We start from the raw sequence: 16932 nt of genomic DNA on the forward strand, positions 1-16932 counted from the left end.
CCCCCTGCCGCACGCCGTCCCGTCAGTCGTGCGTCGCGGCGGAGGGGATCGGCCACCGCGGTCCTCGTCGCGCCCCGACCCGCCCTCGGCCTCCGGGGCTTCGTCGCGCGGCCCGCGGGCGCTCCGGGCCCGGTCGCGATACGGTGCAGGGGTGGGGTCGGCAGGCCCCGCAAGGCACTTGACGGTTCCGTTGGACATCGGGCCCCGCAAGCGAAGCCGCCTCGCCGCCTCCGAACCGGAGGGCGGGCCGGTCCGCGGCCGGGCCCGGAAGTGAGGAGAACGATGACGTCGCTCGACCGCACACGGGCCCCCTGGCCCTACGATTTCCTTCCCCCGCTCCCGTCGTTCACCGTCGTCTCGGACGACGTCGCCGACGGCGCCCCGCTCGACATCGCGCAGGTCGCCGGGCAGGACGTCTCCCCCCACCTGGCCTGGTCGGGCTTTCCCGCCGAGACCGCCGCGTTCGCCGTCACCTGCTTCGACCCGGACGCGCCCACCGGTTCGGGCTGGTGGCACTGGATGATGCTCGGCCTCGACGCGTCGGTCACCGAGCTGCAGACCGGCGCCGCCGCCTCGCCGCCCGCCGGAGCGGTCCAGCTGCGCAACGACTCGGGAACCATCGGCTACGCGGGCGCCGCGCCGCCCCCCGGGGACCCCGAGCACCGCTACCTCTTCGCCGTCCACGCCCTGAAGGCCCCGGTCGAGGTCGATCCGGACTCCTCGATGGCCATGGGGGCCTTCAACCTCACGTTCAACGCGATCGCTCGCGCCGTCATCGCCCCGGTGTACCGCAATGCCTGAGGCCGTGATCCTCGCCGCCGCCCGCACGCCGCTGGGGCGGCGCGGCGGCGTGCTCGCAGGCGTCCACGCCGTCGACCTCGCCGCGTATGCGATGAGCGCCGCGCTGGAGCGGTCCGGTCTCGGGCCGGACGCCGTCGACGACGTCGTCCTCGGCTGCGTCTCCCAGGTGGGCGAGCAGTCCTGGAACATCGCCCGCAACGCCGTCCTGGCCGCGGGCTGGCCCGACGCCATCCCCGGAACCACTGTGGACCGACAGTGCGGTTCGAGCCAGCAGGCGGTGGCCTTCGCGGCCGCGTCCGTCCTGGCCGGGCACGCCGACGTGGTCGTGGCGGGCGGTGTCGAGTCGATGACGCGCGTCCCGATGGGGTCGAGCGTCGGCGCGGGCGCGGGCGAGCCGTACGGCCCGGCGGTGCGCCTGCGGTACGCCGCGAGCGTCGACCCCGAGGCCGCGCTGCCGTTCAACCAGGGCGTGGCTGCCGAGCTGGTGGCCGGGCGTTACGGGATCGGCCGCGAGGCGATGGACGCGTTCGCGCTCGCCAGCCACGAGAAGGCCGCGGCGGCGAGTGACAAGGGCGCGTTCGCCGACGAGATCACGCCCGTCACGGGCGTGACGGCGGACGAGGGCATCCGGCGCGACACGGACATGACGAAGCTCGCCGGGCTGAAGCCGGCCTTCGCCGCCGACGGTTCGGTGACCGCGGGGTCGTCGTCGCAGATCTCCGACGGGGCCGCGGCGCTGGTGATCACGACCGATGAGCACGCGCGCCGTCTCGGGGTGCGGCCGCTGGCGCGGATCGCGGCGGCGTGCGCGGTCGGATCCGATCCGGTGCTGATGTTGGACGGGCCGATTCCGGCGACCGCGAAGATCCTGCGGCGCACGGGCCTCGACCTGGACGAGATCGACGTGTTCGAGGTGAACGAGGCGTTCGCGGCGATCCCGCTGGCGTGGCTGGCGGAGACCGGCGCCGACGAGGAGCGGCTCAACCCGCGCGGCGGGGCGATCGCGCTCGGGCACCCGCTGGGCGCGTCGGGTGCGCGGCTGGCCGCGACGATGCTGCACTACATGCGGGACACCGGGTCACGGCGCGGCCTGCAGGTCATGTGCGAGGGCGGCGGCATGGCGAACGCGACGGTGTTCGAACTCCTCTGAACGGCTCGCCGTTCGCGCACTCCGCCGTTGTACGAATCGGACGGATCAGGGATCATCCGGATGTATCCGCCCTTCGGGACCCCTGGCATCAAGGGCATGTCAGGGGTCCGACAAAAAACGCCGCACCACTCATCGCGAGCGATGCTCGGAGGCGTGAGGGGCGGGTCGCCGAGGGGTTCGGGTCAGCGCCACTTCGACAGGACGAGCAGGGCGGCGACCATGCAGGAGAAGCCGACGGCCAGGTTCCAGTACCCCCACGCCGCGACCGGGTAGGCCATGCCGGAGAGGTAGAACAGCGTCAGCCAGCCGATGCCGATCACGATGAGGGCGACGGCGGTGATCGGCACCCACATCGGGCTCGGCTCGTAGCTCTCACCCGAGGTCGAGCTCTTCCCCGAAGGGCTCGAGTAGACCTTCTTCTTGCGCACACGTGACTTCGGCATCGACGACTCTCCAACTGAGGGACATGTCCGGCGTCCAGGGTACCGTCCGCCGGTGACGGGCCGTCCGCGCGGGATCGCGTAGCTCACACCCCGCGGGTGAGCTGCCGAAGCGCCCGCCGAGCGGCCCCGGCGCGCCGCGTCCCCCGACCAGGCCGGGCCTCGCGTCCCGGCCGTGCTCCGGGAACCGCGACGGCCGCCGAGACCTGCCCGTTCGGGCGATACTTGGGTTCGCGGGACAACCCTACGATTGCCTCGCGCGTTATGGTTACGAGATCCCCCTCAAACGAGAACACCGGCAAATACGGAGGCGAAGCTCCAGGTGAGCGATCAGGACTGGTCCCCCTTCGCGAACGAGCCCCCGTCTCGCCCGCGGCCCTCACCGGGCCCGGCCGTGGGCTCGGGAGCCGGGCCCGGCCGCGCCAGCGTCCCGCCCCCGAACGGCAAGGCCCCCAACGGTCAGGCCCCGAACAGCCCCGTCCCCGGCGGCCCGACTCCGGCCACCCCGGTCCCGGCCGGTCAGCGCCCCTCGCCGCCCCGCCCTGAGGGCGCCCCGAGTCCCGCCGGGGTCCTCTCGCCTCCCGCGCCGTACACCCCGCCCTCGTCGCCGTCCCCGCCGTCCGGCGGCCCCCGTCCGTCCTCCGGTTCGGACCCGGACTTCGACAAGACCACCGCGCTGCGCCCGCCCGGGCTCGCGCGCGCGCACGCGCCGCTCGTGCCCGAGCCCGACGGCACCGCGATCCTGCCGGTCATCCCCGCCGACGAGACCCCCGCGCCGCCGGGCGCCGACAGCGCCGTCCGCAAGAAGCGCTCCGTCAAACGCCACCGCGGCGAGGGCGGGCTGCGGAACACCGTGCGCGGCCTCGGCGAAGCCCTCGTCACGCTCGGCGCGGTCGTCCTGCTCTACGCCGCCTACGAGGTCTTCGGCGTCAGCCAGCAGATCAACAACGAGCAGCAGACGCTCTCGACCGACCTCGACACCATCTGGGAGGAGGCCGAGGAGGGCGAGGACGCGAGCCAGGCGGTCCCCGAGCTCGGCGACGCGTTCGCGCGCATGTGGGCCCCGGACATCCGGCCCGAGTCCTGGACCCTCGTCGAGGGCACCGAGCCGGCCGACATCGAGTACGCGCCCGGCCGCTACCTCGACGGCGCCTACCCCGGCGAGCAGGGCAACTTCACGCTCGCGGGCCACAACGTGCCCGCGATCTTCCAGAAGATCCGCGACCTCGAACCCGGCGACAAGGTCGTCATCGAGACCAAGGACTTCTTCTACGTCTACGAGGTCCAGGGCAGCGAGGTCGTCAACGAGACCCAGGTGGACATCACCGCGCCGGTGCCGCGCGATCCGGGCGCCGAACCGGGCGAGGAGGACTTCTGGCTGACCCTGTTCACCTGCCATCCGCTGTGGGACAACTACGAGCGCTACGTCGTCTACTCGCAGCTGGTGGACACGATCGACCGCGACCCCGAGGGCGACCTGCCCCCGGCCGCGGTGGACCCGGAGGCCTGACGTGTACTCGTGGATCTGGAGCAAGCTCCCCGGCGGCCTGCCGGGCAAGCTCGCCGGCTCGCTCGCCTTGAGCGCCGGCGTCCTGGCGCTGCTGTGGTTCGTGGTCTTCCCGGCGGTGCGCCCGCACATGCCGTGGAGCAACGTCGACCCGGCCGGCGGCGTGAACGTCGAGCAGCCCGAGGAGGGCGGCCCCGAGGAGACCTCGACGTGCACGACCGGCGTCGACTGCCCGGGCACCGGTTTCGACCCCGAGGACTGGGAGACGGCCGAGTCCCCGTCAGAGGAATGAGCGAAGGCACCGATCGACCGCACCGGTGGGGGGCGTTGATGGAACACACTGATGGGTAGCGTCCTGGTCGTGGACTTCCGCGACTCGTTCGTCCACACCATCGTCTCCTACCTGCGGGCGCTGGGCGCGCGGGTCGAGGTGCGCCGCTCCGATGAGACCGATGTGGACGAGGCCGTGCGGCTGCGCCCGGCCGGCGTGCTGCTCTCGCCCGGCCCGGGCCGGCCCGACGAGGCCCGGCTCGGCCACGACCTCCTCGACCGCTTCGCCGGCGAGGTCCCGATCCTCGGCGTGTGCTTGGGCCATCAGGTGATCGCCGAGCACTGGGGCGCGGCGGTGACCCGCGCGGCCGAGCTGCGGCACGGCGAGACCTCCCCCATCCGCCACGACGGCGAGGGCGTCTTCGCCGGGCTCGCGAACCCGTTCACCGCCACGCGGTACCACTCGCTCGCGGTCGAACCCGGGAGCGTGCGCGAGCCGCTCGCGGTGACCGCGACGAGCGAGGACGGGACGGTCATGGGGCTCCGCCACCGCCGCGTCGACGTCGAAGGCGTGCAGTTCCACCCGGAGTCGATCCTCACCGAGGACGGCGCCGCGCTGCTCGGCAACTGGCTGCGGCGAGTCGAAGGAGACGGGCACGCGAACGCTTAGGCGGCGAACGCGTGCGGAGCGTTCGACCAGTGTGGAAGCCGCGTACGGGACCGCTCGTCGCCTAAGCTGTGTGCGCAAGCGGCGCCGTGGGCGCCGTACGGCACCCTGGAGACCGCGTATGACTCAAGAGGACTGGGAGCCTCGCCGCGCCGAGAGCGGCTCCGCCCTCGCCGGGGTGCTGCTCCTGCTGGTGGGCGCCTGGCAGGTCTTCGTCGGTACCGCGGTCGTGTGCGGCGACGCGTTCGTCTTCACGGGCGGCGGCTACTGGTTCCGCGCCGACAACACCGGCTGGGGCTGGGTGAACCTCGGGATCGGGTTGGCGGCCATCGCGGTCGCGCTCGGGCAGCTCGGGTCGGTGCGGCGCTTGACGCGGCTGGGGACCCATGCGTCACCGGCGCTGCTGGTGGCGGTCGTCTCGGCGATGAACCAGTTCTTCCTCTCGCCGCAGTATCCGTTGTGGGCGTCGCTGGTGATCGCGGTGGACGTGTTCGCCATCTGGGCGCTGACCACGCGCGTCCGCCCCGGCGACGAGGAGCGCGACCGCATGGGGCGGTGACGCGGATCCGCGATTGCCGAGGGCGGTGACTTGCGCCCGGAGCGCGCTCGTTCGTGCCCGATCCGCGCGAACGGACCCGCTTCCGCCGTACGCCTGGCACGGTGGGGGCATGGGCGGACGATCGATGGTCAAAGCCGCTAAGCGGTTCGGCTCCGAGAGCCGTTTCGACGACGCGGCGGCACTCACCTATTACTCAGTGCTGTCACTGTTCCCGGCGATCCTGGTGGGCACCTCGCTCATCGGCCTGCTCAGCCAGAGCGCGACCGATGCGATGCTGGAGGGCGTCAGCTCCTTCGCGCCCTCGGACAGCATGGCGATCATCGAGGACGCGGTGGCGCAGCTCCAGACGAACCCGCAGGCCGCGAGCTTCACGGCGCTGCTGGGTATGATCGCGGCGCTGTGGGCGGCCTCGAACTATGTGGCGGCGTTCTCGCGGGCGCTGAACGAGGTCTACGGGACCGGTGAGACGCGCCGGTGGTGGACGGTCCTCATCGTGCGGATCGTGCTCACCGTGGTCGTCGGCGCTCTGGCGGCGACGTGCGCGATCGTCTTGGCGACGGGCGGCACGGTGGTGCGGGCCATCGGCGAGGTCCTCGGCTCCGGCGGCACGGGGGCGATCGTGTGGCAGTGGGTGAAGTGGCCGATCGCGTTGGTCCTCGTCATGGTGATCGTGGCGCTGCTGTACTGGCTGGCGCCGGCCAAGCGGACGCGCTTCTCCGAGCGCGCGCCGGGCGCGGTGCTGGCGGTGGTGCTGTGGGTGCTCGCCTCGGCGGGGTTCGGGATCTACGTGGGGAACTTCGGGAACTACGACCGGACCTACGGGGCCCTGGGTGGTGTGATCGTGTTCCTGATCTGGCTGTGGATCACCAACGGGGCCTTGCTGCTCGGCTCGGAGTACAACGCGACGGCCGACCCGCTGACGGGAACGGCCGGCACCGCCGAGGGCGAGGCTTCGGAGCCGAGCGCGAGCGAGGCGGTAACGGCACGGTCGAGCGGAAGCGATGCGGCCGAGACGCGGTCGGGCGCCGGCGATGCGGAGGCGGCACGGCCGCGGACCGGCGACGATCCGGTGCGACCGAACGCCTCCGCGCACGATGGAGCGCGGTCGAGCGGAGGGAACGAGGCCGAAGCAGCGACCGATGCGGCCGAGGAGACCGACGCGAGAACGAGGCGGCGCTAGCGCGGCCGAACCGGGCCCGCGGCGGCGGGGCTATGCGGCCCCCTTGGGCTGCACCAGTCCTGACTCGTACGCGAACACCACCAGGCCCGCGCGGTCGCGGACGGCCAGCTTCATCATCGCCCGGTGCACGTGCGTCTTCGCCGTCGCCGGGCTGATGAACAGGCGCTCGGCGATCTCGCCGTTCGTGAGGCCCCGCGCCACCAGCGCGACGATCTCGGTCTCGCGCGAGGTCAGGCCCTCGACCTGGCCGGCCAGCCGCGCGGGCGGGTGGGCCACGTACTCGGCCACGAGCTTCGCGGCGATCTGCGGCGACAGCAGCGTCTCCCCGGCCGCCGCGGCCCGCACGCACCGCAGCAGCTCCTCGGGCTCGGTGTCCTTCACGAGGTAGCCCGCGGCGCCGGCGCGCAGGGCGTCGAAGACGTAGGCGTCGAACGAGTAGTTGGTGAGCATGACGACCCGCAGGTCGGCGAGCCGTTCGTCGGCGGCGATCGCGCGGACGGCGCTGATGCCGTCGCCGCCGGGCATCTCGACGTCGAGCAGGGCCACTTCGGGCCGGAACTCGCCCGCGAGCCGCACGGCGGTGGGGCCGTCGGCGGCCTCGGCCACCACCGTCATGTCGTCCTCGGCGTCGATGAGGGCGCGGAAGCCGCCGCGCATGAGCGGCTGGTCGTCGGCGAGCAGCACCCGGATCATCGGGCACGCTCCACCGCAGGCTCGGCCGCGGCGGCCTGCTGCGGGATCGGTGCTTCGTTCGGGGGGAACGGCAGCCGAGCGCTGACGGTGAACCCGTACTCGCCCGGTCCGACGGTGAGGTCGCCGCCGAGGGCGTCCACGCGTTCGCGCATGCCGGTGAGGCCCCGCCCCGGCACGACCCGCCCGGCCCCGCCGTTGTCGGCGACCTCGACCGTGAGGGCGTCCTCGCTGCGGTGCACCCGGACCCGGACGCGGTCGCCGCCTGAGTGGCGCACCGCGTTCGTCAGGGCCTCCTGGACGATCCGGTAGGCGGCGTGGTCGATCTCCTCGTCCAGCGCCGTGGTGTCGTCGACTTCGCACGCCACCTCGATCGTGAAGCCGAGGCCCCGGTAGCGGTCGGCGAGGGAGGCGACGCGGGAGAGCCGGTGCCCGTCGTCGTCGCGCAGCATCGTCAGCGTCTCGCGCAGTTCCCGGGTGGCGTCCTTCGCGGCCTCCTCAACGGCGACGAGCGCGGGGGGCGGGTCCTCGCCCCGCTTGCGGGCGAGGTGGAGCGCGACGCCGGCCTGGACGCGGATGACCGAGATCGAGTGGGTGAGGGAGTCGTGCAGTTCGCGGGCGATGCGGACCCGTTCGTCGGCGGCCTTGCGCTTGACCGCCTCCTCGCGGGTGTGCTCGGCCTCGGCCATGTACGCGTCGCGCTGGCGGCGCGACTCACCCGAGATGAGGGCGACGTGGAGCCAGCCGATGACGAGCATGGACTGCTCCATGACCGCCCCGGTGAGCTGGTATCCGGCGGCGTGCCAGTTGCCGTACATCGTCGCGGAGGACAGCAGCAGCACCAGGCCGACGGTGAGTTTGCGGTGCCCCCGGTACATGGCGACGGCGATCGCCACGAGCGCCGGGACCGCGCTGAGCGGCCCGACCTCGAGCGGGCCCAGCAGGACCAGGACCGCGACGTTGACGAGCATGACCCCGCGCGGATAGCGCCGCCACAGCGGGAACACCGAGGGCCCCAGCGCGAGCAGCGCCCAGCCGAACCAGGGCAGTCCGTCGCCGAGGGCCTTGGCCGCACCGGAGAGGAGGGTGTCGGCCAGCATGATCGCGGCGACGACCAGATCGAGCCGACGCCCCGAGAGGCGGGTTCCGGGGGGATTCGACATGGTCACCATCCTATGGCGGCGCGGCCGCCGCGGCGTCGGCCAGCGGTGCAGCGTCGGCGTACCGCGCAGGGTGTACGCGGCGGCCCCGGGTGCGGCGCTCGGAGCGGGGCGGAATGTCGGCTCCGGGACGACGCGGCGCGGGCCGGCGGCGGGGAGTCTGGAGTCATGGGGCGGCCGGGCCGCGACGCCCGCCCGCCACGACTCGAAGCGAGGAGATCACATGCCCCCTGCGATCAGACATGTCACCCCGGTCGATCCGAGACACGCCGAGGGCCTGGTGGCCGCGGTGTACGGCGAGGCGAAGGCCGAGCTGGGCGTCGTCGACGCGCCGTTCCAGATGCTCTCGCCGGCACCGGAGCTGCTCGCGGCGACGTGGGCGCTGCTGCGGGAGTCCCTGATGGTCGGCGGCCCGCGGGAGCGGGTCGCGAAGGAGGTCGTGGCGACCGCGATCGCGGTGCGGGGCGGCTGCCGGTTCTGCACGGACGCGCACGCGGTGCTGCTGCACGCGCTGGGCGAGTCGGCGCTGGCGGAGGGCCTCCGGGCGGGGGACCCGCCGCCGGAGTGGGCGCCGCTGGCGGCCTGGGCGCTGGAGCCGGGCCCGGAGGGCCCGTTCCCGGCGGCGGCCGCGCCGCGGTTCATCGGGACGGCGCTGGTGTTCGAGTTCATCACGCGCCTGGTGCAGGTGCTGGCGCGCAACGAGTCGCCGCATCCGGCGACGGGGACGCGGCTGGGCCGGTCGGTGGCGTCGCGGACGCTGCGGGCGGCGGTGTCCGCGGACCTGGAGCCGGGGACGAGTCTGCGGCTGCTGGAGCAGCGGCCGGGTTGGGCGCGGCACTTGCCGGTGCGCGAACCCGGCTGGGCGGCCGGGTCGCCCGTCGGGGTGGCGTACGGGACGCTGCGGGCGCTGGCCTCGTCGGGTCCGGGGCTGCTGGGGGCGGACGCGGCCGAGGCGGTGGCCCGGACCGTGGGCGTGCGCGAGGGCCGGGCCGGGAGCGGCCTGCCGCAGCTGGTGGACGCCGACGGCCTGGAGGCCGGGGCGGCGCTCGGGGCCCGGTTGGCGGTCGCGGCGGCGTTGTCGCCCGGAGCCGTCGACGAATCCGATGTGGAGGCGTGGCGGGGCCGGGAGCACTCGGATCACTGCGTGGTGCACCTGCTCGCCTACGGCACGATGACGGGCGTCGACGCTCTGCAGGACGAGATCGAGACGAGGAGCGTCGATGCTTAAGTTCTACCGGCTCTGGACGATGCTGCTGCACGTGCTCATCGGGATCCAGTTCTTCCTGGCCGGGTACGGCGCGATCGGCGCCGGCTCGCCGGACGAGTCGTTCGAGCTGCACATCATGAACGGCCGCGTGATCGCGGCGGTCGCGCTGCTGGGGATCCTGTTCGCGGCCCTGGCGCGAGCGGGCGGGAAGCTGGTCGGCCTGTCGGCCGCCGTGTTCGGGCTGGTCGTGCTGCAGTCGCTGATCGCGCTGGTGAGCGTGGCGGGCACGACGCCGGGCCAGATCATCTTCGGCTTCCACGCGATCAACGCCCTGATGATCATGGGCGTCGCCGAATCGGCGGGGCGGCTCGCGAAGCGGCTCGTCGAGGAGCGCCGGCCGGCGCCCGAGGCCGCGACGGCCTGAGCCTGCGGGAAACAGGGAACCGGGCCCGCGGCGGGAGACCGCCGCGGGCCTTCCCTTTCACCCGTATGGGACCCGAAGTGTGACGGCCATTGCTTACGAGATGCGGCGACGGGTAACGACAGCGGCCGCCGTCGGTCGCGATTTCTACCGTTGCGCTCGTGACCGCTCAGGGGCAGCTCGATGAGCGCTCCCGCACGATCCTGGAGGCCTTGATGAAGCACGAGACCTACCCGTACCAGAGCAAGCTGCTGACCGATCGCGAGGCCCGCGGGGAGGCCCGCGGTGTCAGTGAAGCGCTGCTCGACGTCATCGAGGCGCGCGGGCTCCAGATCACGGAAGGCCAGCGCCGCCGGATCGAGGACTGCGGCGACCCGAAGCAGCTCAGAGTCTGGGTGAAACGCGCGGTCGTGGCGCCGACGGTCGCCGACATCATCGGCTGAGACTCAGCGGAGGCCCGGGATCGGTCGAACGGTTCCGGGTGGCGGCCGCCGAGCGTGGCGCCCGGCGAGCGCGGTGGGCGATGCCGGGGCCGATGGGGATACTCGGTCCATGAGCCCTGAACCCGAGTACGTGCGGCGGCGGTGCGCCCGTGTCCTGTTGGCGGACGAGGACGACCGGGTGCTGCTGTTCTACAGCCGCGACTACATGGGGCCGGGCGTGGAGTACTACGTCACGCCCGGCGGCGGGCTCGACACGGGCGAGACGCTCGCCGAGGGCGCGGTGCGGGAGGTGTTCGAGGAGACCGGGCTGCGGGTCGACCCGGCCGCGCTCGGGCCGGTCGTGGCCGAGGCCGCGGGCGAGTGGTCCGACGGCCCGGGCCCGGTCATCCGCTCCGAGGACGGCTACTTCTTCCTGCGGGTGCCGCATTTCGACCCGGTCCGCGACCGGCTCGAACCGGTCGAGCAGGACGAGTTCACCGAGGCGCGCTGGCTCACGCTGGGCGAAATCGCCGGCGCCGACGCGCTCGTCTTCCCCGCGCGGATCGCCGACCTGCTCAAGGGGCTCCTGGCGGGCACGACACCCCTTGCGCCCGTTCGGCTTCCGTGGGGCGCGTGGCGATGGGACCCGGATAGGGACTGGACGGCTACGGAGCGTGCCACCATACTTGAGCGGTGAGCGCGACGAACGAACCCACCCGAATCGACCGACACGGTGCACGCTGCATCGTGATCGACGAACAGGACTGCGTCCTGTTCATCGGCCGATCCGCCACCGCCGACCGCCCCGCCCGCTGGTTCCTGCCCGGCGGCGGCATCGACTCCGGCGAGACGCAGCGGGAGGCCGCCGCGCGCGAGCTGTTCGAGGAGACCGGCCTGCGGGTCGGCCCCGACGACCTGGTCGGCCCGGTGGCCCGCCAGCTCTACTGCGGCAGCCGCCGGCAGGGCCCGTTCACGCAGGAGAACCACCTGTTCATGGTCCGGGTCGAGCGGTTCGAGCCGCACGTCGCAGGCGGCGACGAGTACGAGGCCGACTTCGAGTTCAACTGGATCTCCAAGTCCGCGTTCGCGACCACGGAAGGGTTCGACCACCCGGTCGAGTCGCTCCTGCACCTGGTGAAGCGCCTCCTCGACGGCGACGTCCCGACCGTGCCGGTGCAGTTGGCGCCCGTGGGCGCCCCGGCGAGCGCGGTGCCGGGGCTGTGACGAGCATCGAGGCCGAGACCGGCGCGACCCTGCGGATCGCCGCCCGCGTCGTCCTCCTCGACCAGCACGACACCGTGCTCCACATCGGCGGCGACTCGTGCCTGGACGGCGTCGTCCGCTGGTTCATCCCCGGCGGCGGCATCGACCCCGACGAGTCCCTGCCGCAGGCCGCGGCCCGCGAGATCGCCGAGGAGACCGGGCTGCGCCTCGACCCGGAGGCGCTCGGACCGCCGGTCGGGCACGGGGTCTTCGCGGCGTTCCCCCACGGCCGCCTGCTGGTCCAGAAGAACTGGTACTTCTTCCACCGCACCGACCGCTTCGAGCCGCGCATCGGCAGCGACATCGCCTACGAGCAGCGGCTCGGGTTCGGGTGGCTGCCGATCGAGCAGTGCGGGGCCTCGGACGGCATGGTCCGCCCCGAGCTCCTCGTCGACCTCGTCAAGCGCCTGCGCGACGGCGAAGTCCCCGGCGAGCCGGTGAACGTCGGCGGCAGCTACTCCCCGCGCTTCGGCGCCTGAGCGCCGTAGAGCCGCAGGAACATGCGCACGCCTTCGCGCGCCAGGGCCGCGACCTCGCGGTCGCCGATCGGGAGCGCCCCGAAGAAGGTGCGTTCCGCGATCGGGGTGAAGCTCAGCAGCGTGAAGTGGTCGGCGGCCTTGCCGGCGTCGTCGAAGGCGAGCAGGCCCCGGTCGGCCATGCCGTGGAGCTTCGCGGCGATCTCGCGCTGCGACCGCATCGGGCCCGCGTCGAGCCAGGCGTGCAGGACCTCCGGCGGCAGGTGCGTGACCTCGGCGCGGATCGTGCGGGCGAACGCGGTGTGCTCGTCGGGGGCCTCGAAGATCGCCTTCACCCGGTCGACGGCGAAGTCGGTCAGGTCGGTCTCCAGGTCGAGGATCTTCGACAAATGCCGGTCGATGAGGACGGTGATGTGGGCCGAGACTTGCTCGACGCCTTCCATCGCGGCCTCCCGGAACAGCTCGGCCTTGTCGGCGAAGTGGTTGTAGATGGTCTTCTTGGAGACGCAGGCCTCAGCGGCGATCGCGTCGACCGTGGCGCGCGCGTAGCCCTCGCGGCCGAACACGCGGCTGGCGGCGCGGAGGATCGCCTCGCGTTTGTCGGGGCGGCCGCGCCGCACCGATATGGCCTCCGTGCCCATGTGGCCCCTTCCCCCGTGCCGATGTGGGGTCAGTCTAGTGGCCGACGGGCGGGCGCCCCGCCCGTCGGCCGCGCGCTCGGGCGGGGCGGTGTTCAGTCGAGGAAGGCGTCGACGGCGGCGAGGAACGCCTCGCGCTGCTCGGCGAAGGTGATGTGGCCGCTGTCGAATTCGCGGTACCGGCTGCCGGCGATGCCGTCGGCGAGTTCCCGGGTGAGTCCGACCGGGATGCACGCGTCGTGGGCGTTGCCGATGACGAGTGCCGGGGCGGTGATGTCCGGCAGGAGCCGTCGGATGTCGAGGCGCAGGTCGAGGTCGATCTGGCGCAGGGTGCCCTCGTCGGGGATCATCCCGGCGTTGACCGCCGCCATGGTGTCGGCGTCGAGCGGGCCGAGGAAGGTGGAGCTGAATGCGGTCAGGGTCGCGAATTTGGCGAAGCGCTCCGGGTCGTCGGCGAGGGAGCGCCACAGTTCGAAGGTCTGCTGGAGGGCCGGATGGTCGCTGCGGGCCCATCCGGCGATCGGGACGACGCGGTGGACGAGGTCGGGCCGGAGTGCCGCGAGTGCGGCGACCACGGTGCCGCCCAGCGAGAATCCGGCGACATCGACCGGCCCCGGTCCGGTGGCCTCGATGACGGCGGCGACCTGGTCGGCGAGGCCTTCGACGGTGAGCGGCGCGCCGTCGTCCTCGGCCTTGAGCGAGCCGGAGAGCTCGGGGAGGACCACGGTGCGCGTCGCCGCGAAGTGGTCGAGCAGGTCGCCCCAGGCGAGGTCGGCGCCGCCGGAGCCGGTGCCGTGGACGAGGACCAGGCGGGGGCCGGCGCCGGTGACCCGGTAGTGGATGCGGGCGGGGCCGACGGTGATGGCGGGCATGAGGAGATCCCTTCAAGTGAACTATTTGGTTTCTCAAGGAAACCAGGTGGTGTAAAATGAGATTACACCTCTTGAGCCGAAAAGGAAACCCAGGAGTGTAAACGTGTCCGGTGTCATGCCCAGGACGCCGAACGGCGCCGCCCCCGCTCGTCGAGCGGGGGCGACGCCGTTTCCCTCGGGGCCCTTAGGCCTCGCGCTCGGTGCGGTCGCCTGACCAGTCGGTGTGGAAGGTGCCCTCGCGGTCCACGCGCTTGTAGGTGTGCGCGCCGAAGAAGTCCCGCTGCCCCTGGATCAGGGCCGCCGGAAGCCGCCGCGAGCGCAGCCCGTCGTAGTACGCCAGCGCTGACGAGAAGCCCGGCGTCGGGATGCCCGCCAGCGCGGCCGTCGCGACCACGCGCCGCCACGCGTCCTGCGCGTCGGTGACGATCTTGGTGAACTCCGGCGCGGCCAGCAGGGTCGGCAGCTCGGGGTTCGAGCGCCACGCCTCGGTGATGCGGTCGAGGAAGCGCGCCCGGATGATGCAGCCCGCGCGCCACAGGGCCGAGCAGGAGCCGAGGTCGATGCCCCAGTCGTATTCGGCGCTGGCGGCGGCGATCTGGTCGAAGCCCTGCGCGTAGGCGACGATCTTGGAGGCGTAGAGGGCCTGGCGGACGTCCTCGACGAAGGTCTCGGGGAACTCGGCCTTCAGGCTGGGGCCGGTCAGGACGTCGACGGCGCCTTCGCGCTGCTTCGTGCCGCTGGAGAGGGCCCGGGCGAAGGTGGCCTCGGCGATGCCGGTGACCGGGACGCCGAGGTCGAGGGCGTTCTGGACGGTCCAGCGTCCGGTGCCCTTCTGGCCGGCCTGGTCGACGATGACGTCGACGAGCGGCTTGCCGGTGGCGGCGTCGACGTGGCCGAGGACCTCGGCGGTGACTTCGATGAGGTAGGAGTCGAGGTCGCCGGCGTTCCATTCGGAGAAGACCTTGGCGAGGTCGGCCGGTTCGATGCCGACGCCGCGGCGCAGCAGGTCGTAGGCCTCGCCGATGAGCTGCATGTCGGAGTACTCGATGCCGTTGTGCACCATCTTGACGAAGTGCCCGGCGCCGTCGGGGCCCAGGCGGGTGCAGCAGGGGGTGCCGTCGGGGGCCTTCGCGGCGATGGCCTCCAGGATCGGGCCGAGGCTCTCGTAGGACTCGGCGGAGCCGCCGGGCATGATCGCGGGGCCGAGCAGGGCGCCCTCCTCGCCGCCGGAGACGCCGGTGCCGACGAAGTGAATGCCCTTGTCGCGCAGGGCCGCTTCGCGGCGGCGGGTGTTCTCGAAGTGGGCGTTGCCGCCGTCGATGATCATGTCGCCGGGCTCCATGAGCGCGGCGAGCTGGTCGATGACGGCGTCGGTGGCGTTGCCGGCCTGGACCATGATCATGGCCTTGCGGGGGCGCTTGAGGGAGGCGACGAAGTCGCTGAGCTCCTCGGAGGGGACGAAGTCGCCTTCATCGCCGTGCGCGTCGACCAGCTCGGCGGTCTTGGCGTGCGTGCGGTTGTAGACGGCGACGGTGAAGCCGTGGCGGGCGAAGTTCCGGGCGAGGTTGGAGCCCATGACGGCCAGCCCGACCACGCCGATGTCGGCGGTGCTCATGCCTGTCTCCCTACGGTTGCGAAAGAGGGTCTGCGCCCCGATTCTCGCCGAGCGGCCCGGCGAGGGAGGCACCACCGCTGATCGTATCCACGCTGCGGGACGGGCGGCGGGTGACGGGCGCGACTCGTCGGCCGACATGAGGGCGGACCGTCCCGGTCGCACGGTCCCCGGGCCTAGGCTGTGGGCATGCAGTACTACGAATCCGTCCTCGACCTCATCGGCAACACCCCGCTGGTGCGGCTCACCTCGGTCACCGACGGCGTGGCCGCGACGGTGCTCGCGAAGCTCGAGTACCTCAACCCCGGCGGGTCCATCAAGGACCGGATCGCGCAGCGCATGATCGACGAGGCCGAGGCTTCGGGGGCGCTGCGGCCCGGCGGCACGATCGTGGAGCCGACCAGCGGGAACACCGGCGTGGGCCTGGCGATGGTGGCGCAGCGGCGCGGCTACAAGTGCGTGTTCGTGTGCCCGGACAAGGTCTCCGAGGACAAGCGGAACGTGCTGAAGGCGTACGGCGCGGAGGTCGTCGTGTGCCCCACCGCGGTCGACCCGGAGGACCCGCGCTCCTACTACAAGGTCTCCGACCGGCTCATCGACGAGATCGAGGGCGCCTGGAAGCCCGACCAGTACTCGAACCCGGCGAACCCGGCCTCGCACTACCACCAGACCGGCCCCGAGCTGTGGAAGCAGACCGACGGGCGGATCACGCACCTGGTCGCCGGGGTCGGCACGGGCGGCACGATCACCGGGATCGGCAAGTACCTCAAGGAGGTCTCGGGCGGGAAGGTGCAGATCGTGGGCGCCGACCCGGAGGGGTCGGTCTACTCGGGCGGCACGGGCCGGCCGTACCTGGTCGAGGGCGTGGGCGAGGACTTCTGGCCCGCGAACTACGACCGGGGGCTGCCCGACCGGATCGTGGAGGTCACCGACGCCGAGTCGTTCGCGATGACCCGGCGGCTCGCCCGCGAGGAGGGCCTCCTGGTGGGCGGCTCGGCCGGGATGGCCGTGGTCGGGGCGCTCGCGGTGGCCCGCGAGCTCGGCCCCGCGGACGTGGTCGTGGTGATCCTGCCCGACGGCGGCCGCGGCTACCTCTCGAAGATCTTCAACGACGCGTGGATGACCGAGTACGGCTTCATGGGCGGCTCGGGCCAGACCACCGTCGGCGAGGTGCTGGGCAGCAAGAGCGCGGACCTCCCCCAGCTCGTCCACGTGCACCCGCAGGACACCGTCCGCGAGGCGATCGACATCATGCGCCGGTACGGGGTCAGCCAGATGCCGGTGCTCAAGGCCGAGCCGCCGGTGACCAGCGGCGAGGTCGCCGGGGCGGTCGCCGAGCGCGACCTCATGGACGCCCTGTTCTCCGGCCGGGCCACGCTGCACGACCCGCTCGAGCGGCACATCGGCGAGGCGCTGCCGACCATCGGCTCGGGCGAGCAGGTCGAGCGGGCCGTCCAGGTCCTGCAGGACCGGGACGCGCTCATGGTCTTCGCCGACGGCAAGCCCATCGGCGTGCTCACCCGCCAGGACCTGCTCAGCTACGTCGAGCGCTGAGCGCCCCGTCGTGTGGACGGCGTCGCCTTCGGGCGGCGCCGTT

The 16932-nt window shown here is 72.7% G+C and carries 20 protein-coding genes; 14 read left to right on the forward strand and 6 right to left on the reverse strand.

The window, feature by feature from the left end:
- Positions 1–282: 282 nt before the first annotated feature.
- Positions 283–801: a YbhB/YbcL family Raf kinase inhibitor-like protein gene (locus tag K3N28_RS17020; protein ID WP_228093854.1), complete on the forward strand. Its 519-nt coding sequence runs from the start codon at positions 283–285 to the stop codon at positions 799–801.
- A complete protein-coding gene (locus K3N28_RS17025) occupies positions 794–1951 on the forward strand; it encodes a thiolase family protein (protein ID WP_228093856.1) in 1158 nt (385 codons plus the stop codon). The genes K3N28_RS17020 and K3N28_RS17025 overlap by 8 nt, the downstream gene beginning before the upstream one ends.
- A 182-nt stretch (positions 1952–2133) precedes the next feature.
- On the opposite strand, the gene K3N28_RS17030 is transcribed toward K3N28_RS17025, so the two are convergent.
- Positions 2134–2394, reverse strand: coding sequence for a cell division protein CrgA (locus K3N28_RS17030; protein WP_228093858.1), 261 nt, complete (start codon positions 2392–2394; stop codon positions 2134–2136).
- A gap of 319 nt (positions 2395–2713) precedes the next feature.
- Here K3N28_RS17030 and K3N28_RS17035 point away from each other — a divergent pair, with 319 nt between their 5' ends.
- From K3N28_RS17035 to K3N28_RS17055, 5 genes are all read left to right on the forward strand, one after another.
- Positions 2714–3901, forward strand: a complete 1188-nt coding sequence (locus K3N28_RS17035) for a class E sortase (protein WP_228093860.1) — start codon at positions 2714–2716, stop codon at positions 3899–3901.
- Between the two features lies 1 nt (position 3902).
- On the forward strand, positions 3903–4190 hold the full coding sequence (locus K3N28_RS17040) for a hypothetical protein (protein ID WP_228093863.1): 288 nt from the start codon (positions 3903–3905) through the stop codon (positions 4188–4190).
- 51 nt (positions 4191–4241) lie between these two features.
- On the forward strand, positions 4242–4838 hold the full coding sequence (locus tag K3N28_RS17045) for an aminodeoxychorismate/anthranilate synthase component II (RefSeq protein WP_228093865.1): 597 nt from the start codon (positions 4242–4244) through the stop codon (positions 4836–4838).
- 118 nt (positions 4839–4956) lie between these two features.
- Positions 4957–5394: a hypothetical protein gene (locus tag K3N28_RS17050; protein ID WP_228093866.1), complete on the forward strand. Its 438-nt coding sequence runs from the start codon at positions 4957–4959 to the stop codon at positions 5392–5394.
- Between the two features lie 109 nt (positions 5395–5503).
- Positions 5504–6574: a YihY/virulence factor BrkB family protein gene (locus tag K3N28_RS17055; RefSeq protein WP_228093868.1), complete on the forward strand. Its 1071-nt coding sequence runs from the start codon at positions 5504–5506 to the stop codon at positions 6572–6574.
- 30 nt (positions 6575–6604) lie between these two features.
- Here K3N28_RS17055 and K3N28_RS17060 read toward each other — a convergent pair whose 3' ends face one another.
- Together K3N28_RS17060 and K3N28_RS17065 are read right to left on the reverse strand one after the other, a co-directional pair.
- Positions 6605–7267, reverse strand: a complete 663-nt coding sequence (locus tag K3N28_RS17060; protein WP_228093869.1) for a response regulator transcription factor — start codon at positions 7265–7267, stop codon at positions 6605–6607.
- Positions 7264–8427: a sensor histidine kinase gene (locus K3N28_RS17065; protein WP_228093870.1), complete on the reverse strand. Its 1164-nt coding sequence runs from the start codon at positions 8425–8427 to the stop codon at positions 7264–7266. Before K3N28_RS17065 ends, K3N28_RS17060 begins: the two co-directional genes overlap by 4 nt.
- A gap of 220 nt (positions 8428–8647) precedes the next feature.
- Here K3N28_RS17065 and K3N28_RS17070 point away from each other — a divergent pair, with 220 nt between their 5' ends.
- The 6 genes from K3N28_RS17070 to K3N28_RS17095 all read left to right on the forward strand — a co-directional run bounded on the left by K3N28_RS17070 (position 8648) and on the right by K3N28_RS17095 (position 12216).
- Positions 8648–9652, forward strand: a complete 1005-nt coding sequence (locus tag K3N28_RS17070) for a carboxymuconolactone decarboxylase family protein (protein WP_228093871.1) — start codon at positions 8648–8650, stop codon at positions 9650–9652.
- Entirely contained in the window at positions 9645–10055 is a 411-nt protein-coding gene (locus K3N28_RS17075; RefSeq protein WP_228093872.1) for a DUF6220 domain-containing protein, read from the forward strand. Before K3N28_RS17070 ends, K3N28_RS17075 begins: the two co-directional genes overlap by 8 nt.
- A gap of 158 nt (positions 10056–10213) precedes the next feature.
- The gene (locus K3N28_RS17080; protein ID WP_228093873.1) at positions 10214–10495 is read left to right on the forward strand and encodes a hypothetical protein; all 282 of its coding nucleotides are present in this window, start codon (positions 10214–10216) and stop codon (positions 10493–10495) included.
- Between the two features lie 109 nt (positions 10496–10604).
- Positions 10605–11171, forward strand: coding sequence for an NUDIX hydrolase (locus K3N28_RS17085; RefSeq protein WP_228093874.1), 567 nt, complete (start codon positions 10605–10607; stop codon positions 11169–11171).
- On the forward strand, positions 11168–11698 hold the full coding sequence (locus tag K3N28_RS17090) for an NUDIX domain-containing protein (protein ID WP_255640285.1): 531 nt from the start codon (positions 11168–11170) through the stop codon (positions 11696–11698). The genes K3N28_RS17085 and K3N28_RS17090 overlap by 4 nt, the downstream gene beginning before the upstream one ends.
- Positions 11695–12216 (forward strand): NUDIX hydrolase, encoded by a 522-nt coding sequence (locus K3N28_RS17095; RefSeq protein ID WP_228093876.1) that lies wholly within the window; start codon positions 11695–11697, stop codon positions 12214–12216. The genes K3N28_RS17090 and K3N28_RS17095 overlap by 4 nt, the downstream gene beginning before the upstream one ends.
- Here K3N28_RS17095 and K3N28_RS17100 read toward each other — a convergent pair.
- From K3N28_RS17100 to gndA, 3 genes are all read right to left on the reverse strand, one after another.
- Complete coding sequence (locus K3N28_RS17100) at positions 12192–12854, reverse strand: TetR/AcrR family transcriptional regulator (protein ID WP_228093881.1); 663 nt, start codon at positions 12852–12854, stop codon at positions 12192–12194. The two genes, K3N28_RS17095 and K3N28_RS17100, sit on opposite strands and share 25 nt — an antisense overlap.
- Before the next feature lie 92 nt (positions 12855–12946).
- Entirely contained in the window at positions 12947–13723 is a 777-nt protein-coding gene (locus K3N28_RS17105; protein ID WP_228093883.1) for an alpha/beta fold hydrolase, read from the reverse strand.
- A 184-nt stretch (positions 13724–13907) separates the two neighbouring features.
- Entirely contained in the window at positions 13908–15338 is a 1431-nt protein-coding gene (gndA, locus tag K3N28_RS17110) for an NADP-dependent phosphogluconate dehydrogenase (RefSeq protein ID WP_228093894.1), read from the reverse strand.
- 186 nt (positions 15339–15524) lie between these two features.
- On the opposite strand from gndA, the gene K3N28_RS17115 reads away from it, so the two are divergent.
- Positions 15525–16889, forward strand: coding sequence for a cystathionine beta-synthase (locus tag K3N28_RS17115; RefSeq protein WP_228093895.1), 1365 nt, complete (start codon positions 15525–15527; stop codon positions 16887–16889).
- Positions 16890–16932 lie beyond the last annotated feature (43 nt).

The organism is Glycomyces sp. TRM65418, assembly GCF_019710475.1.
Classification (GTDB): domain Bacteria; phylum Actinomycetota; class Actinomycetes; order Mycobacteriales; family Micromonosporaceae; genus Glycomyces.